This window comes from Thiolapillus sp. (genome assembly GCF_048562965.1).
GTDB lineage: Bacteria > Pseudomonadota > Gammaproteobacteria > Chromatiales > Chromatiaceae > Thiolapillus > Thiolapillus brandeum_A.
This window is the reverse complement of sequence record NZ_JBHNMF010001203.1, coordinates 1-789: the sequence shown is the minus strand read 5'-3', so window position 1 is coordinate 789 and position 789 is coordinate 1. Positions and strand designations below refer to the sequence as shown.

General features: G+C 55.3%; 1 protein-coding gene. It reads right to left on the bottom strand.

Annotated elements, in window-relative coordinates; translation table 11 throughout:
- Positions 1–789: hypothetical protein (locus ACOCD2_RS23305; RefSeq protein WP_293675454.1), on the bottom strand; the 789-nt coding region annotated here is incomplete at both ends.

Below are 789 nucleotides of genomic sequence, written 5' to 3'. Positions count from 1 at the left end.
CGGCGGAAGCCTTCGAATGAGGTGGCCACAGCCTCCTTGAAGCCGTAGTCGGTATGTAGGCGGGACAGGTAGGTGTATTGGCGTACCACGACCCAGGTGAACCAGACTGCCGGGGACGCAAGCATGGCCCGTGAGAGCACCTGAAGCATGAGCGGTCCCAGTTCAGTTGGCAATGGCGGCAACAGGACATGCCCAAGTACCAAGGTGCCAATCAATGCACCCAAGCCCAGCCAAAACTTGGTGAAAAGCGTATCCATGCGGTCTGAAATTTCGTCCTTGGTTTTTTTGTACGCGGCTGCAAGCCCTGCTGCCGTCGCGCCCGGGAGAAGGGATTCCAGCTCTTTTCTGATTTCTGCCGCCTGCTCAGTCAACGCTTGAAGCTGTTGCTGTGCATCCTGGGAAGCCTGGATTCGAGCGTCGATGTCTGCCCGGAGTTTGCCAGCCTCGTCCGCGAGTTCAGTGATCTCGTCTTCACGGGTCTTGGCTTCACTGGCTGAGACTATTGTCTGCTCACGGGAGCGCTCGATTTCTTCCAGCTTTTCATCAGCTTGTTCGGAGTACTGTTCACATGTCGTTGCTTGTTCCGATGCTTTTGCCTCGGCAGATTCCAGGTTTTTCTCCAGTTCCTTCGCATGTTGTTCGATCTCCTGGAGTCGTTCATGCACCTTGATGACGTGCACCTGATCTTCGGAAAGCTGGATGCAGGCTTCCTTGATGGCATCTTGTCCATCCTGACTGGCCAGAACATACACCCCATACATGGCCGAGGCCGCTTGCGCGATATAGTTA